We start from the raw sequence: 14,432 nt of genomic DNA, 5'->3' as shown, positions 1-14,432 counted from the left end.
GCAACACAGCTAAGGAGTAAGCACCATGAGATGGGAAGGTAACCGCGAGTCGGACAACGTCGAGGATCGCCGCGGAGACGGTGGTGGTGGTGGTGGTGGTGGTTTTCCCATTGGTGGTCGCAGCATCGGCATCGGCACCGTGGTGCTGGCGCTGATTGGCTGGGGCGTGTTCGGCATCAACCCACTGACCACGATTGGCGTTCTCTCCGGTGGTGGCTCGCCCCAGGTGCAGCAGGCTCCAGCGCATCGCCCGGCTGGCGATGACCAGGGGGCCAAGTTTGTCTCCACGGTGCTGGCTTCAACCGAGGATGTCTGGACCCAGATCTTCCGTGAAGGCGGTGCTCAGTATCAGAACCCCAAGCTGGTGCTGTTCACCGGCGTGACGCGCACGGCCTGCGGCACGGGGCAGTCGGCCATGGGGCCGTTTTACTGCCCGGGTGACTACAAGGTCTATCTGGACATGGACTTCTTCAACACCATGAGCCGTCAGCTTGGTGCTCCCGGTGAGTTTGCGCGCGCTTATGTGGTTGCCCATGAAGTGGGCCATCATGTGCAGAACCTGCTCGGCATCTCGGGCAAGGTGGACAGCATGCGTGGCCGTGTCAGCGAACGCGAGCAAAATGCCATGTCCGTGCGCCTGGAGCTGCAGGCCGACTGCCTGGCCGGCATCTGGGCCAACAAGTCGCAGCAGGCCAAGAGCTGGCTGGAGCAGGGCGATATCGAGTCGGCGATGAATGCCGCACAGCAGATCGGCGACGACAAGCTGCAGCGCGAAGCCACGGGCACGGTGCGTCCCGACAGCTTTACCCATGGCTCCAGCGCCCAGCGTGTGCGCTGGTTCACCCAGGGCTACAAGACCGGCAGCGTCAAGGCCTGCGATACCTTCGCAGCTCAGTCGCTTTGAGCCACAAGCTGGTCTGAACCAGGCGTGTGCACTGTCACACGCCTTTGTTTTTGGGGCGGCAGAATGTGAAAATCCGGGTTATCCCGATAGATTGCACGGGATATTGGCAAGGCTTCTAACGCGTGAAAACAGAGGGGGCGAAGGCTTTTCATCTGCAGAAAATCACAAAGCCAACGTGAAAAACCCACTCGGTGCGACAATAACGCCCTCAATGACAAGCTCTTTCTCCAATCTTCACTTGGCTGAGCCCCTGGCACGCGCAGTGGCCGACATGGGCTATGAGTCCATGACTCCGATTCAGGCGCAGGCCATTCCGGTGGTATTGACCGGCAAGGACGTCATGGGCGCAGCCCAGACCGGCACAGGCAAGACGGCGGCTTTCTCCCTGCCCCTGCTGCAGCGCCTGATGCGCCATGAAAACGCTTCGGCATCGCCTGCCCGCCATCCGGTGCGTGCCCTGGTGCTGCTGCCCACGCGTGAACTGGCCGACCAGGTGGCACAACAGATTGCCCTGTACGCCAAGCACACCAAGCTGCGCAGCACCGTGGTGTTTGGTGGCATGGATATGAAGCCCCAGACCATCGAGCTGAAAAAAGGCGTCGAGGTGCTGGTGGCCACGCCCGGTCGTCTGCTGGACCACATCGAGGCCAAGAATGTAGTGCTCAATCAGGTGGAGTATGTGGTGCTGGACGAGGCCGACCGCATGCTGGATATCGGCTTTCTGCCCGATTTGCAGCGTATCCTCTCCTATCTGCCCAAGAGCCGCACCACGCTGCTGTTCTCGGCCACGTTCTCGCCCGAGATCAAGCGTCTGGCCGGCAGTTATCTGCAGGATCCGGTGACCATCGAGGTGGCTCGTCCCAACGAGACTGCGTCCACCGTGGAGCAGCGCTTCTACAAGGTCACGGATGACGACAAGCGTTACGCGATTCGTTCCGTGCTCAAGGAGCGCGACATTCGCCAGGCCTTCATCTTCTCCAACAGCAAGCTGGGTTGTGCGCGTCTGACGCGTGCCCTGGAGCGTGACGGTCTGCGTGCCGCCGCACTGCATGGAGACAAGAGCCAGGACGAGCGCCTGAAGGCGCTGGAAGCCTTCAAAGCCGGCGAGGTGGATCTGCTGGTCTGTACCGATGTGGCCGCGCGAGGTCTGGACATCAAGGATGTGCCCGCAGTCTTCAACTACGACGTGCCTTTCAATGCGGAAGACTATGTGCACCGCATCGGTCGTACCGGCCGAGCCGGCGCATCGGGCCTGGCCGTGACTCTGGTGACCGATCATGACAGCCGCAATGTGGCCGACATCGAAAAGCTCACCAAGAAGAAGATCGAAGTCGAACCTGCGCCCATGCTGGATTTCCGTCCGGCACGCCGCAGCCGCAGCGATGAGGAATATCGTCCACGTCGCGAGCGTGAATTCGATGCAGCATCGCGTGGCGGTCATGCGCATCGTCCATCGCGCATGGCCCAGCGCCCTGTCAATCTGGATCCGTTCTTTGACAAGCCTTATGAGGCCAGCAGCGCCAGCGAGACCGCATCCTGGGACAGCAAGCATGCAGCCCCGGTCAAGAGCGCAAGCATCAAGCCCAAGCGCAAGATTGCCGCTTTGTTCAAGGCTCCCGTCGTGGCTTCCTGAACACCGGGTCATCGCGCCAAAAGAAACGCCTGCGGATGCAGGCGTTTCTTTTTTGAAGCTTCAGCCTTTGCTGCCAGGCACCTGAGCCTGCGGACACTGCAGCTGTATCAGCTCTCGTTCGTCCATGCGCTCCCCGATTCTCATCATGCTGAGGCAGCCGCCCCAGACGCAACCGGTGTCCATGGCCATCAGATCGGGCCGGTTGACATGGCCCAGCGTGGACCAGTGCCCAACAGCCATGGGTGTATCGGCAGTGAGCCGGCCCGCCACATCGAACCAGGGCATCAGTCCTTCGGGTGCGTGATCGGCGGATTCCGCGCTCTCAAAATCCATGACGCCGTCGGCACTGCAAAAACGCAGACGGGTAAAGGCGTTGACGATGCAGCGCAGTCTGTCATCGCCTTGCAGGTCGGCGGACCAGCGATCGGGCTGGTTGCCGTACATATTCTGCAAAAAACGCGCATGGTCGGCATGCTGAAGCACGGCCTGAACTTCGGTGCTCAAGGCCACGGCATCCTGCACACTCCATTGAGGAAGCACGCCGGCATGCACCATGAGAAGGTTCTCACCCAGCGCATTGGTGTGCAGGCGAGCCAGAGGCTGCTGGCGCAGCCAGTGCAGCAGGTCATCGCAATCGGGTGCGCTCAGAACCTGGGCCAGAGTGTCGCGCTTGCTTTGACGGCGAAGGCCCCGGGCTGCGGCCAGCAGGTGCAGGTCGTGATTGCCGAGCAGAGGGCGAATGGCATCGCCGCCCTGCATGCAGCGGCGCAATACCTCGGCGGATTTGGGGCCGCGATTGACAAGGTCGCCGAGCACGTAAAGTGTGTCCCGACTTGCGGAAAAATCCACGGTTTGCAATAAGCGCTCGAAAGCGTCATCGCAGCCCTGGATGTCTCCGATACAGTAAAGTGCCATGGTCTTCTTTCTGATGGACGAGTCAGGGATTTTCTGCTGTTTGCATTGCTGACACTGCTTAATGGGGTGTTTGTAATGTCGAAACTGGCATTGGCCTTCCGGCTGCAGGGCAGGATTGCCGGCTTTGGCAAAGCTCGTGAGCAAGGACGCCCAAGCTGAGCTGGAGTTGCTTGAGAGTCCACGCAGTTTCTGTCTTTCGTGCAGCTTGGAATTACCTCTATCGGACGCTCAGCGGTATTTGGGTGGGGCTGCGATCAGCGATGGATTGGCCGTTTGGCTGATATCTCCGGGAATATTGGAAAGGACAGCAACCATTTCGGCAACGACTATCGCCGTAACTGCTATTACATTTATAACGATTATCTTTGGAGAGCTGGCTCAAAAGCGTATCGGGCAGCCCTATTCAGCGCTGGCTTCGGCATGGCAAGGCGCACCATGGCCTGGGTTGCATCTATCTCAAAGTCCTTTGTTCGTTTGTTGTCATTTTCAATGCATGTCATATTGACTTTGCTGCGGATTAGTGAGTTCACCTGTGCAGCAATGGCTGAGGAAGAAATCGCAGCTGGTTTGGAGCAGGGGCGTCAGCCAGGCTTGATGGAGGTGCATGAACACCAGACGGTGTAAGCGCATTTCATTTAGACGATATTTATCTGACGTATTCAATGTTATTTACGCCGATATGTATTGTGTGGGTGGCGAAATGGCGATGCATCAGGTTCTGCAGGCCTGTGTCTGGCTGTTGCCCGGATGGAGAGCTGGGAAGACATTCCTGGTTACTGCATGCCGCAGCTCGCTGGACGAGATGCAAGGCATCATCGGCGTGCCCAATGGGCTGGCGCTCGCTGAGAAATCACAAGACCTGCAGGGAGAGCAGGCGCTGGCTTTGAAATTATTGCCTGAGACTTGGTGCGAGCCGAGGCGGCTGGATCAGTTGCGTGCCAATGCAGGGAGCGGGGTGTTTGTCGTCGAGAAATATGGGGCGGAGCAGGGCATCACAACACCGCATGATTGGCTCTAAGTCAGTGCCAGAGAGCTTTGCTTCTTGGAGGAGGTTGAGGCCTAGGCAACTCGCAGAGAAGACGGATTCTGACTGCTCAAGGGCCTGATGCCTATTCAGAATTGAAGGCCAGGCTGACTATTTGAGTATTGCCAGGCGAAGGCCGGGGCGCACCATAACACGCCGGCCGGTTTATTCCTTGCCCAAGCAGCCATTTGCCCGTTCCGGACGTGAAGGTCTTGTGTGGTGGCTGGATATTTGAGCTGATCGATTTGGACGAAAGCGTATCGACGGGATATTGGCAGCTCCTGAGGCTGAATAGCTATTTATTAACACGTGGTTGCATTTTATAGATATTCTGAATTGTGGTTTTTGCTTACTAGGAAAATCATGAATTTGAAATTCCGGCATTTATAATGAGTTCACTTTAATCAACCAAGAAGCGCAAATCATGAGCACTTACAAGGAACTCCTGAAGCAGAGAGAAGAGCTGGAACAGCAAATCAACGAAGCCCGTTCGCGTGAACTGGCTGAAGCTGTGAGCAAGGTTCGCGGCCTGATTGCCGAGTACGGCTTGACTGCTGAAGATGTTTTCCCTCCCGCTCGCGCGCGCTCTTCCGCCAATGCGGGCGCCAAGGTGGCCCCCAAGTATCGTGATCCTGCTACGGGTCAGACTTGGACCGGTCGTGGCAAGCCGCCAAAGTGGATTGCAGACCAGGATCGCGAAAAGTTCGCTATTTGATCTGCTTTTGCGCACGTTGAAAGAGCCCGCCTTGGCGGGCTTTTTTCATGGCTGCAAGGTTTGCGGCAGCGCAAACAAGAGTTCTCTTCGATGCTGGCGACTACGCGGCACAATAAGAGTCCATGAACAAGCAGGTGTTGATTGCGGGTGGCGGTATTGGCGGTCTGGCAGCTGCCATTGCGGCGGTGCGGGCTGACTGGGATGTGCGCCTGTTCGAGCGTGCAGCGCAGTTTTCCGAAGTCGGAGCCGGTATTCAGCTGGGGCCCAATGTGGTGCGCTGTCTTCAGGCATGGGGGCTGCAGCGATCGTTGCTGCAGGTCGTGGCCTGCCCTTTGTCCTTGCGAGCCTGCAGTGCCGTGACGGGGCAAGAGCTGGGGCGATTGCCCCTGGGCGCAGATATGGTGCAGCGCTATGGAGCCAACTACCTGACCATTCATCGCGCCGACCTGCACCAGATCCTGCTGGAGGCCTTGCAGGCTCTGCCAGAGGCTCACCTCAACCTCGACCAGTTCGTCAGCAGCTATAGCCAGCAGGACGGCGTGGTCACCATTCGCACCAGTACCGGCAAGCTCATCGAGGGCGATGCCCTGATCGGCGCTGATGGCGTGCGCAGTGCCGTGCGCGCACAGATGCTGGGTGATGGCCCGCCGCGTGTGACCGGGCACCTGGCCTACCGTGCACTGGTGCATCAGGCCAATCTGCCCAAGCGCTTGCGCACCAGCGAGGTCACGGCCTGGCTGGGTCCGCAGCTGCACGCCATTCAGTACCCCGTGCGCCGCGGCGAGCTGCAGAACCTGGTGGTCATTGTGCAGGGGCCGGCCCCCGAGGATCTGGACAACTGGGATCACTCGGCCAATCTGCCCGATCTGCTGCAGCATCTTCAGGGCGCATGCGCTTACCTGCAGGATCTGGTTCAACATGTTCCCGATGTGGGTGGTGAATGGCGTTTGTGGCCGGTGGCCGACCGGCAGCCGGTGTCGTCAGAGGCCCAGATGGCGCAGGGCCTTGTGGCACTGCTGGGCGATGCGGCCCATCCCATGCGTCCCTATCTGGCACAGGGTGCGGGCATGGCCATCGAGGATGCAGCCGAGTTGCAAAGTGCTCTGTCCATGCATGATCTGGATGTCAGTCTGCGGCTGCGCCGCTATGCGCTGAATCGCTGGCAGCGCAATGCCAGGGTGCAGGAACGCTCGCTGCGCAATGGCCGGATCTTCCACGCGACGGGGCCTGTTCGCTGGGGGCGCGATCTGTCGTTGCGCGCCCTGGGCGGGCGCATCATGGATGTGCCCTGGCTCTATGAGGGCGCGCTCTAGCAACCGGTTGCCATAGCCGGAATGGTTTTCGCGCCGGTGCCTGCCTGGCAGATAGACTGCCTCAGTTGCTGGCCTTGTGCAGCAATGGCGAAGGCTTGATGAGCTGGTAAGCCAGCACGCCGCTGCCCAGCATGGCGGCAATCATCAGCATCACGGCCTGATAGATGTCGGCATTCTGGCGTTCCGCAACGCCTGCGACCAGGCCCGACAGCCACTGCATGAGTGCTGCTCCTAGGAACATGGCCATGGTGAAGATGGACAGTGCGCGTCCCGTCGTGGCCGGTGGGTAGGAGGAACGCACATCGGCATAGATCAGCGTGCCGTAGCCCGAAAGCACACTCATGACCAGCAGCAGCAGCACGCTGCCTACGGATTGGTGGAGCAGGGCCAGCGCTACAAAAACGGTTGCCATGAGCAGCGCAAAGCGTGCAATGCGCTGGCGACGCCTGGCCGGACCGGGGTCCAGCCGGCCGAACATGGAAGGCACAAACAGCGAAATGACGGAGCAGGCCAGGGCCACATTGCCGGTCGTGACCAATGAAAACTGGTAGCGATCCATCAGCATGGGACTGAGCCAGAGGCCGCGCACGGTGAGAAACGAGGCGTAGCTGACCATGCCCAGCAGCACAATGCCCCAGGTATGGGGCAGCAGCAGCAGGCTGCCAAAACCTTGCAGTGCCTGCATGAAGCCGGGCTTGGGCTGGGCATCGCCGGGAAGCTCGGGCTCGTGCACCTTGAAGAAAATCAGCAGCCAGGACAGCGCACTCAGCACCGCCAGCAGCGCAAAGCCGGCACGCCAGCCCATGTGCTGCACCAGCCAGGCCATGGGTGTGCCGGTAAACAGCAGGCCCAGCCCGCCCAGGCCAAGGCCTATGCCCGAGAGGTAGGCAAATTTATCGGCCGGAAAGTGGCGCGCGATAAACATGGTGCTGGCCAGAAAGGCGGGCGAGCAGCCCACGCCGATCAGCAGCTGACCCAGCATCAGCCAGGAATAGCTGGGTGCGAGTGCAGACAGCGCGGCGCCCGCAATCGACAGCGGAAAGGCCAGCAGCACGGTGCGGCGCAGGCCGTAGATATCCATGCCTATGCCCATGAGCAGCTGGGCCACGCCGAAGGACAGTGCAAACAGCCCGGCAAACGAGCCCAGCGACTGCGCGGACAGGCCGAAGTCCGTGCGCAGACCGTCGGCGATGATGGAGGTGACGGTTCTGAAGGCCTGGCTCAATGCAAAGCCTGTGAGCAGGCAGACCAGCATGGCCCAGGCGGAAGAGTCGGGTTTGGGGCTGGCGCTCGGCGCAGCCTCGGCGGCGCTGTGATCGGAAGACATGGACAGTTTTGTTGCGATGTTAGGTTTTGCACGGAGCCTAAAGAATTCAGGCTGCCCGCGCTGTCACGAAAGAGCAGCAGGGGCAGCCTGAATGGCGATGGCCTTGATGACCGGCCTACAGCTCGGTGCGCAGGCTCCAGATCTCGGGGAACAGCACCACGTCCAGCATCTTCTTGAGATAGCTCACGCCGCCGGTGCCGCCCGTGCCGCGCTTGAAGCCGATGACGCGCTCCACCGTGGTCAGGTGGCGGAAGCGCCAGAGACGGAAGGCATCTTCGATATCGGCCAGCTTTTCTCCCAGCTGGTACAGATCCCAATACTTGTGCGGATCGCGGTAGACGGTGATCCAGGCCTGTTTCACGCCCTCGCTGGCCTCATAGGGCTGGGTCCAGTCGCGCTGCAGGCGGTCGGCAGGCACGGCGATGCCTTCGCGGGCCAGCAACTGCAGGGCCACGTCGTACAGCGATGGCGATTCGTAGGCGGCCTGCACCTGGGCCAGCAGATCGCTGCGGTGGGCGTGGGGCTGGAGCATGGCCGCGTTCTTGTTGCCCAGTGCGAACTCGATGCAGCGGTACTGGTAGCTCTGAAAGCCGCTGGAGTTGGCCAGATAGGGGCGCATGGCCGAGTATTCGGGCGGCGTCATGGTGGACAGCACGGTCCAGGCACTGACCAGCTGCTCCATGATGCGCGAGACGCGCGCCAGCATCTTGAAGGCATCGGGCTTGGTCTCGCCCGATGCATTGGCAATGGCTGCCGTAGCCGCGCGCACCTCGTGCAGCATCAGCTTCATCCACAGCTCGCTGGTCTGGTGCTGCACGATGAACAGCATCTCGTCATGGGCGGGCGACAGCGGATGCTGGGCCGTGAGAATCTGGTCCAGATGCAGATAGTCGCCATAGCTCATGTCACGGCTGAAGTCGAGCTGGGCTTTCTCGTCGCGGACGATGGCTGCGCCGCCATGCAGGGGGCAACCGGAGGATTCATTCGTCATGGTCAAATCATCTTTGATAGGTCAGTGCGTGCAGCGTAACCGAATCCGGGCACACAAAGCCTGCAAGAACGTGGATGCAAGCTGCCATAGCTTTGCGTAAAGTCGGGCCAGTCAAAGACCGATGACAGAAAACGCACTCAGCCGAGATTCACGCCATGCCCAGTCCTCTGCCTTCCACCGCCGATGCAAATTCGCAAACAGATGAGCGCATGATCCAGTGCTGCCGCTGGCTGGAGAGCGAAGAGCCCATGCCCGCGCTGGAGGTGCTGGCTCAGCGCCTCGGGCTCAGTCCCTGGCAGTTGCACCGCAACTTCAAGCGCGCCACGGGGCTTACGCCCAAGGCCTATGCCAAGGCCTATCGCGGCAGGCATGTGCGTGCCGCGCTGGCGCAGGAGGCCAGCGAGTCGGTCACCGATGCGGCCTATCTGAGCGGCTATGAAGCCAGCAGCAGCTTCTACAAGGATGCACCGGCCATGCTGGGCATGGCGCCGCAGTCCTATCGCAGGCGCGGCCAGGACCAGCGTATCCGCTTTGCGCTGGCCGAATGCTCGCTGGGCAGCCTGCTGGTGGCCAGCACCGACAAGGGTGTGTGCTGCGTGTTGCTGGGCGATGATCCCCATGCGCTGGTGGACGATCTGCAGCAGCGTTTTGCGGCGGCGCAATTGATCGGGGCCGACGCCCAGTATGAGCAGACCGTGGCCCAGGTGGTGGCCCTGATGGAGCAGCCCCGACTGGGGCTGGCCCTGCCGCTGGATATTCAGGGCACGGCATTTCAGCAGCGCGTGTGGCAGGCGCTGCAGAGCATTCCGGCCGGGCAGACCGTCAGCTACAGCGAACTGGCCCGGCAACTGGGCCAGCCCAGCGCCACGCGGGCCGTGGCCAGCGCGGTGGCGGCCAACCCGATTGCAGTGGCCGTGCCCTGTCATCGTGTGCTGCGCAACGACGGCAGCATCTCGGGCTATCGCTGGGGTGTGGAGCGCAAGCGTGCGCTGCTGCTGCGCGAGGCCCAGCAGGCCCGACTCAAGCTCTCTTAAAGAGAGCTGCTATCGCATGATCCTCAATGACTTTGAATTGATTTCTATCCGAAATCATTGGTTGATGAGCGATAGCAGCTATGAATTTAATGAATAAAGCACAGGTACGCTACGGCGCAGCCCCCTGTGATAGAAAACCGCATGCTGCTTGAAGTCTTCATTGCCCTGCCCGCGCGTTACCGCTTTGACGAATTCGTGCATTTCCATGATCGCGACGAGCAGCAACTGGCCGAGCGGGTCGATGCCGCTGCGCGCAGCCTGCACAAGGCCATCATGTGGAAGCGCAGCCCCGCCTTGCTGCAGCTGCAATGGCAGACCGGACAGGTACAGGCCAGCTTGCATGCAGCGCACACAGAGCCGGCAGAGGCAGACCGGGCTGCGCTGCAGGCCATGGTGAAACGCATGCTGGGGCTGATCTACGCGCCCGGCCAGCTGGAGCTGGCGCATGGCGGCCACCGCGAGCTGGGCGCGCTGCTGTCGCGCCAGGCCGGCCTGCATGTACCCGGCTCGCCCACGCCCTTCGAGGCGCTGACCTGGGCCATCACCGGCCAGCAGATCACGGTGGCCGTGGCCGTTTCGCTGCGGCGCAAGCTGATCGCGCTGGCGGGCGAGCCGCTGGCGCAATACGGGGACATGCCGGCCCTGCACGCCTATCCCGATGCACAGCGTGTGGCAGCCTTGGGGCTGGATGCGCTGCGCGGCGCGGGCTTTTCCCAGGCCAAGGCCCAGACCCTGCTGGCCGTGGCCCAGGCCGTTGCCGAGGGGCAACTGCCGCTGGACGACTGGGCCGCCCGCAGCGCCGCCGGGCGCTGGGCCGAGGAGGATGTGGCCGCTGCCTCGGCGCAATTGCTGGCGGTCAAGGGCATAGGGCCGTGGACGGTGAATTACACCTTGCTGCGCGGCTATGGCTGGCCCGACGGCAGCTTGCACGGTGATGTGGCGGTGCGCCGGGCCATCGGCCTGCTCACGGGTGGAGACAAACCCGATGCGCGTGCCGCCAGCGACTGGCTGGAACAGTTCAAGCCCTGGCGCGCGCTGGTGGCCGCGCACCTGTGGGCCTCGCTGGCCGACAGCGCCTATTGAGAGGCGACAGGCGGCAGCGCTTCAGAGCGGCGACAGCACCAGCAGCAGCAGGCGTGCGGGTTGGCCCGAGGCGTTGGCCAGCCGGTGCTCGCTGTCCACCACCAGCGTGGCAGTGTCGCCCGCATGCAGCAGCACCTGCTCCTGGGCGGTGAAGACTTCGATGCTGCCTTCGAGCACGTGAAAGACCTCGCGCGTGCCTGCGCGATGGGCCGCGAAATGGCTGGAGACCGCATGCGGCGGAAAGTGGTAATGCACGAGGTTCACACCCGCGCTGGGGCTCGCCAGGGCCAGGCGCTCCACGCCGCTGGCCTCGTCGACAAAGCGCAGGTTCTCGCCGGCGCGCGTGATCTGCGCGCTGGGGGCACTTTGCACCAGCTCGCCCAGCTCGCAGCCCAGACCTTGTGCAATCGCCATGGCATTGCGCAGGCTGGTGGCCAGCAGGCCGCGCTCCACGCGCGACAGCGCGCCCGGCGAAACACCGCTGGCCTGGGCCAGCTGATCCAGTGTGATGCCCAGCTGGGCGCGGCGCGCGCGGACGGCGGCGCCGAAAAGCGCATCCTGCTCCGATGCCTGCGATGCGGTGGTGGAGTTCAAGTCTGGCTCCTTGTCATGGCGTCTGTTCTTGTGTTGAAAATTTTCCTATGAGAAAATAATTTTGCGTATAGGAAATTATTTTTCGAGGATGAATGCAATGTACATGTTTATCAGTGCCTTGCCCGTGGCCACCGTCATCGCCGTCCTGCTGGCGGGCTGGCGCTCGCTGCATGCAGCAGCGCTGGGAGTGGCGGTGGCGCTGCTGGTGATTGCCGCAGCCTTTGCGCAGCCCGCTTCAGCATGGCTGGCCGCGGGCATGCACTGGGCGCCGGTGCTGCTGGAAGTGCTGCTGATCGTGGCCGGCGGGCTGCTGCTGTCCGAGGTGCTGCGCGCGTCGGGAGCGCAGAAGGCCCTGGCCGACTGGCTGCTGGCCAGGGCCGGCAGCGGCACGGGCGCCGTGCTGCTGGTGGTGCATGGCATCACGCCGTTTGCCGAGTCGGTCACCGGCTTTGGCGTGGGCGTGACCATAGGCATACCGCTGCTCGCGCACTTCGGCTTGCCGCCGCGCAAGGTGGTGCTCATCGGCCTGCTGGGCCTTTGTGCCGTGCCCTGGGGCTCCATGGGGCCGGGGACGCTGGTGGCGGCCACCATGGCGGGTCTGCCGTTCAAGGAGCTGGGTCAGGCTTCGGCCCTGGTCAGCGTGATTCCGTTTGTCATCACCGGCATGGCGGCGGCGGCTCTGGCGAGTGCGCCGGGCCGTCGCTGGCCGGCTCTGCTGCAGGGCCTGCTGTCGGGCTTGTCGCTGACGGCGGCCGTGGCTCTGATGAATACCCTGGCAGGCACGGCGCCAGCGGGGGCACTCGGTGCCTTGCTGGTGGTGGGCTGGCATCTGCTGCGCCTGCGCGTGTCGCAAGCGGACGCGGGCAAGCCGCCCCTGAGCGCACCGGGGCGGCGTGCGCTGGCGGCCTATGCGCTGCTGCTGGGTGGCGTGCTGGCGGCCGCAGCGCTGCTGCGTACCCTGGATCTGCCCGCTGCTTGGCATGGGCTGGCTTCGCCGGGACTGTGGCTGCTGGTGGCGGCGGTTTTTTTCACGCGAGGCCGGCCGGCGCGCCCATCACTGGCAAAGGTCTGGCGCTCCTGGCTGCAGGTGGCGCCGGTCACGGCGCTGTTCATTGTGCTGGGCGTGCTGATGGCGGTTTCGGGCATGGCCGCGCAACTGGCCCAGGCGCTGGCCCGCAGCGGGCCGCTGTATCTGCTGGCCGCACCGTTTGTGGGAGCGCTGGGCGGCTTCGTGACCGGCTCCAATACCGGGGCGAATGCCATGTTCGCGGCCACGCAGGCCGAGATAGCCCATGCGCTGGGCGCGCCGCTGCTGCCATTCATGGCGGTGCACAACGTCAGTGCCTCGCTGCTGCTCATGGCATCGCCCGGCAAGGTGGAGATGGCGGTGCAGTTGCTGGCGCAGGGAGCTGACCAGCGGCGCTGGGTGCAGCAAAGCGTGCTGATGCTGGACCTGGCCGCCGTGGCGCTGATGGGCGTGCTCAATTGGAGCTGGGCGCGGGCCTGACCGGATGCCGGCCGGCCCGCCCCCGGTGCCTGCCTCAGGTCACGGCGTGCACGGTATTGAACTCGGGCCGTTGCCATTCGCCCGATTCCAGCACCTGGCGCAGATGCTCGACGGCGTTCCAGACATCGGCAAAGCCCACATACAGCGGCGTGAAACCGAAACGCAGAATGTCCTTGTGCCTGCCCGTGCCGCCGTCGCCCTTGCGGAAGTCGCCGATCACGCCGCGTGCAATCAGCGCCTGGACAATGGCGTAAGCGCCGCTGCCCTGGCCATTCACGCCCAGGCCTTCTTCCCGGGTCAGGCAGACCTGGGAGCCGCGTGCCACATGCTCGCGCGGTGTCGCCAGACCCAGGCCGTGGCCCTGGCAGCGCTCTTCCACGAGCTGGATGAACAGATCGGTCAGCGCCAGCGATTTCTTGCGTAGCGCGGCCATGCCGCCGAAAGCCTCGGCCTCGGTGTAGATGTCGATACCGCACTGCAGCACGCTCATGCTGATCATGGGCTGGGTGCCGCAGAGATAGCGCTGGATGCCCTGGGCGGGGTGGTAGTCTGGCACGAACTTGAAGGGCTCGGCGTGGCCGAACCAGCCCGACAGCGGTTGCCAGAAACGGTTGATCAGACGCGGATGCGCCCAGACAAAGGCCGGCGCGCCGGGGCCGCCGTTGAGGTATTTGTAGCTGCAGCCCACGGCGAAGTCGGCATCGGCGCCCTTGAGGTCCACGGGCACGGCACCTGCGCTGTGGCACAGATCCCAGACGCAGAGAATGCCTTTGGCATGGGCGGCGGCCGTGACGGCTGCCATATCGTGCATGGCACCCGTGCGGTAGTTGACATGGGTGAGCATCGAGATCGCCACATCGGTCTGCAGCGCGCCGGCGATTTCCTCGGGCTCGAGCAGCACCAGCTCCAGGCCGTATTCCTGGCAGACGGACTGGGCGATATAGAGATCGGTGGGGAAGTTGCTGCGCTCGCTGATCAGCTTTTTGCGGCCGGGCGCATCTTCGCGGGCGATGCGTGCAGCAGCGCTCAGCACCTTGTAGAGATTGATGGAGGTGGTGTCGGTGAACACCAGCTCGCCCTGGCCCACGCCCAGCCAGGGTGCGAACTGGTTGCCAAGGCGCTCGGGCAGCGTGATCCAGCCCGCCTTGTTCCAGGAGGTGATGAGGTCCTGGCCCCATTCCTGCGTCACCACTTCGGCCGCGCGCGCGGCGGCAGCCTTGGGCTGGGCGCCCAGGGAATTGCCGTCCAGGTAGATCATGCCCTGGGGCAGGGCAAAGCGTTCGCGCAGCGCGCGCAGCGGGTCCTGGGCGTCCAGAGCCTGGCAATCTTGCAAAGTGGTCATTGTCTTCCTTCTCTCATTTTGATAGCTACTGACGATGATTGTGTCTACGC

General features: G+C 62.8%; 14 protein-coding genes. 9 read left to right on the top strand and 5 right to left on the bottom strand.

Translation table 11 applies throughout. The annotated features are described in order from the left end of the window. Nucleotides 1-25: 25 nt before the first annotated feature. Both ypfJ and V8Z78_RS13675 read left to right on the top strand, forming a co-directional pair. Entirely contained in the window at nt 26-904 is an 879-nt protein-coding gene (ypfJ, locus tag V8Z78_RS13680; protein WP_349731548.1) for a KPN_02809 family neutral zinc metallopeptidase, read from the top strand. A gap of 211 nt (nt 905-1,115) precedes the next feature. Next, entirely contained in the window at nt 1,116-2,537 is a 1,422-nt protein-coding gene (locus V8Z78_RS13675; protein WP_034362449.1) for a DEAD/DEAH box helicase, read from the top strand. A 60-nt stretch (nt 2,538-2,597) separates the two neighbouring features. On the opposite strand, the gene V8Z78_RS13670 is transcribed toward V8Z78_RS13675, so the two are convergent. Next, on the bottom strand, nt 2,598-3,452 hold the full coding sequence (locus V8Z78_RS13670) for a symmetrical bis(5'-nucleosyl)-tetraphosphatase (protein WP_179626678.1): 855 nt from the start codon (nt 3,450-3,452) through the stop codon (nt 2,598-2,600). Between the two features lie 273 nt (nt 3,453-3,725). On the opposite strand from V8Z78_RS13670, the gene V8Z78_RS13665 reads away from it, so the two are divergent. From V8Z78_RS13665 to V8Z78_RS13650, 4 genes are all read left to right on the top strand, one after another. Then, the gene (locus V8Z78_RS13665) at nt 3,726-4,076 is read left to right on the top strand and encodes a hypothetical protein (RefSeq protein WP_279086123.1); all 351 of its coding nucleotides are present in this window, start codon (nt 3,726-3,728) and stop codon (nt 4,074-4,076) included. Further along, the gene (locus tag V8Z78_RS13660; RefSeq protein WP_349731547.1) at nt 4,057-4,470 is read left to right on the top strand and encodes a TlyC; all 414 of its coding nucleotides are present in this window, start codon (nt 4,057-4,059) and stop codon (nt 4,468-4,470) included. Before V8Z78_RS13665 ends, V8Z78_RS13660 begins: the two co-directional genes overlap by 20 nt. Nucleotides 4,471-4,900: 430 nt before the next feature. Then, entirely contained in the window at nt 4,901-5,191 is a 291-nt protein-coding gene (locus tag V8Z78_RS13655) for an H-NS histone family protein (RefSeq protein WP_003052529.1), read from the top strand. Between the two features lie 122 nt (nt 5,192-5,313). Next, a complete protein-coding gene (locus V8Z78_RS13650) occupies nt 5,314-6,504 on the top strand; it encodes an FAD-dependent monooxygenase (RefSeq protein WP_349731546.1) in 1,191 nt (396 codons plus the stop codon). Nucleotides 6,505-6,565: 61 nt separating this feature from the next. On the opposite strand, the gene V8Z78_RS13645 is transcribed toward V8Z78_RS13650, so the two are convergent. Beyond that, nucleotides 6,566-7,831 carry an MFS transporter gene (locus V8Z78_RS13645; RefSeq protein WP_003067177.1) on the bottom strand — a complete coding sequence of 422 codons (1,266 nt, stop codon included), beginning with the start codon at nt 7,829-7,831 and terminating at the stop codon, nt 6,566-6,568. Nucleotides 7,832-7,946: 115 nt separating this feature from the next. Beyond that, on the bottom strand, nt 7,947-8,822 hold the full coding sequence (gene kynA / locus V8Z78_RS13640) for a tryptophan 2,3-dioxygenase (protein WP_003067178.1): 876 nt from the start codon (nt 8,820-8,822) through the stop codon (nt 7,947-7,949). Between the two features lie 155 nt (nt 8,823-8,977). Between kynA and ada the strand changes: the two genes are divergently transcribed. Then, on the top strand, nt 8,978-9,856 hold the full coding sequence (gene ada / locus V8Z78_RS13635) for a bifunctional DNA-binding transcriptional regulator/O6-methylguanine-DNA methyltransferase Ada (RefSeq protein WP_349731545.1): 879 nt from the start codon (nt 8,978-8,980) through the stop codon (nt 9,854-9,856). Nucleotides 9,857-9,997: 141 nt separating this feature from the next. After that, nucleotides 9,998-10,939 carry a DNA-3-methyladenine glycosylase 2 gene (locus V8Z78_RS13630; protein ID WP_502878847.1) on the top strand — a complete coding sequence of 314 codons (942 nt, stop codon included), beginning with the start codon at nt 9,998-10,000 and terminating at the stop codon, nt 10,937-10,939. Nucleotides 10,940-10,960: 21 nt separating this feature from the next. Here the strand turns inward: V8Z78_RS13630 and V8Z78_RS13625 are convergent, their stop codons facing one another. Continuing rightward, nucleotides 10,961-11,533, bottom strand: a complete 573-nt coding sequence (locus tag V8Z78_RS13625; RefSeq protein WP_057093125.1) for a helix-turn-helix domain-containing protein — start codon at nt 11,531-11,533, stop codon at nt 10,961-10,963. Nucleotides 11,534-11,630: 97 nt separating this feature from the next. On the opposite strand from V8Z78_RS13625, the gene V8Z78_RS13620 reads away from it, so the two are divergent. Then, nucleotides 11,631-13,040, top strand: a complete 1,410-nt coding sequence (locus tag V8Z78_RS13620) for an L-lactate permease (protein ID WP_179626676.1) — start codon at nt 11,631-11,633, stop codon at nt 13,038-13,040. Nucleotides 13,041-13,074: 34 nt separating this feature from the next. Here V8Z78_RS13620 and kynU read toward each other — a convergent pair whose 3' ends face one another. After that, nucleotides 13,075-14,382, bottom strand: coding sequence for a kynureninase (kynU, locus tag V8Z78_RS13615; RefSeq protein WP_003067183.1), 1,308 nt, complete (start codon nt 14,380-14,382; stop codon nt 13,075-13,077). Nucleotides 14,383-14,432 lie beyond the last annotated feature (50 nt).

Origin of the sequence: Comamonas sp. wu1-DMT (genome assembly GCF_040187805.1) — a bacterium.
Lineage (GTDB): Bacteria > Pseudomonadota > Gammaproteobacteria > Burkholderiales > Burkholderiaceae_C > Comamonas > Comamonas thiooxydans.
This window is presented reverse-complemented; position numbering and strand designations above follow the sequence as displayed.

Bases quoted from the DNA above. Each gene is read 5' to 3' on its own strand.
- kynA (WP_003067178.1), bottom strand. From the start codon at position 8,822: ATGACGAATGAATCCTCCGGTTGCCCCCTGCATGGCGGCGCAGCCATC.
- V8Z78_RS13650 (WP_349731546.1), top strand. From the start codon at position 5,314: ATGAACAAGCAGGTGTTGATTGCGGGTGGCGGTATTGGCGGTCTGGCA.
- V8Z78_RS13620 (WP_179626676.1), top strand. From the start codon at position 11,631: ATGTACATGTTTATCAGTGCCTTGCCCGTGGCCACCGTCATCGCCGTC.
- V8Z78_RS13670 (WP_179626678.1), bottom strand. From the start codon at position 3,452: ATGGCACTTTACTGTATCGGAGACATCCAGGGCTGCGATGACGCTTTC.
- kynU (WP_003067183.1), bottom strand. From the start codon at position 14,382: ATGACCACTTTGCAAGATTGCCAGGCTCTGGACGCCCAGGACCCGCTG.
- V8Z78_RS13660 (WP_349731547.1), top strand. From the start codon at position 4,057: ATGAACACCAGACGGTGTAAGCGCATTTCATTTAGACGATATTTATCT.
- ada (WP_349731545.1), top strand. From the start codon at position 8,978: ATGCCCAGTCCTCTGCCTTCCACCGCCGATGCAAATTCGCAAACAGAT.
- ypfJ (WP_349731548.1), top strand. From the start codon at position 26: ATGAGATGGGAAGGTAACCGCGAGTCGGACAACGTCGAGGATCGCCGC.
- V8Z78_RS13645 (WP_003067177.1), bottom strand. From the start codon at position 7,831: ATGTCTTCCGATCACAGCGCCGCCGAGGCTGCGCCGAGCGCCAGCCCC.
- V8Z78_RS13630 (WP_502878847.1), top strand. From the start codon at position 9,998: ATGCTGCTTGAAGTCTTCATTGCCCTGCCCGCGCGTTACCGCTTTGAC.
- V8Z78_RS13655 (WP_003052529.1), top strand. From the start codon at position 4,901: ATGAGCACTTACAAGGAACTCCTGAAGCAGAGAGAAGAGCTGGAACAG.
- V8Z78_RS13675 (WP_034362449.1), top strand. From the start codon at position 1,116: ATGACAAGCTCTTTCTCCAATCTTCACTTGGCTGAGCCCCTGGCACGC.